Below are 351 nucleotides of genomic sequence, written 5' to 3' on the forward strand. Positions count from 1 at the left end.
CTCCCCACCCGCGCGGCGGAAAGCCTGCCCGACCTCATCGCGGAGTTGCGAGCCTCGCGCGCGGAGGGCCCGGTCGTGGGGCTGCTGTGCATCGAGGACGACTGGTCTGTTGTGCTCCGCCCGGTGCCGAGCGGCGTGCGGATCTTACTTAGTGACGCCACCGCCGCGTTGGACTACGACATTGCCAGCGAGGTGCTGGACACTCTGGACATTGACGAGCCTTCGGAAGAGGAGGCCGACGATTCGGATGATCCGTGGCCCGAGGGTGACTTCGACCTGCTGGAGGATTTAGGTGTCAGCGAGCAGATAATGTCCATCATCTTCTACGACGATGACCTGTACGGGGCGGAG

General features: G+C 64.1%; 1 protein-coding gene. It reads left to right on the top strand.

All coding sequences use genetic code 11. The features are described from left to right. Window positions 1-351: tRNA adenosine deaminase-associated protein (locus CYJ76_RS11690; protein WP_180802305.1), on the top strand; the 351-nt coding region annotated here is incomplete at both ends.

Source organism: Kytococcus schroeteri, assembly GCF_002847825.1.
In the GTDB taxonomy this organism is placed as follows: Bacteria; Actinomycetota; Actinomycetes; order Actinomycetales; family Dermatophilaceae; genus Kytococcus; species Kytococcus schroeteri.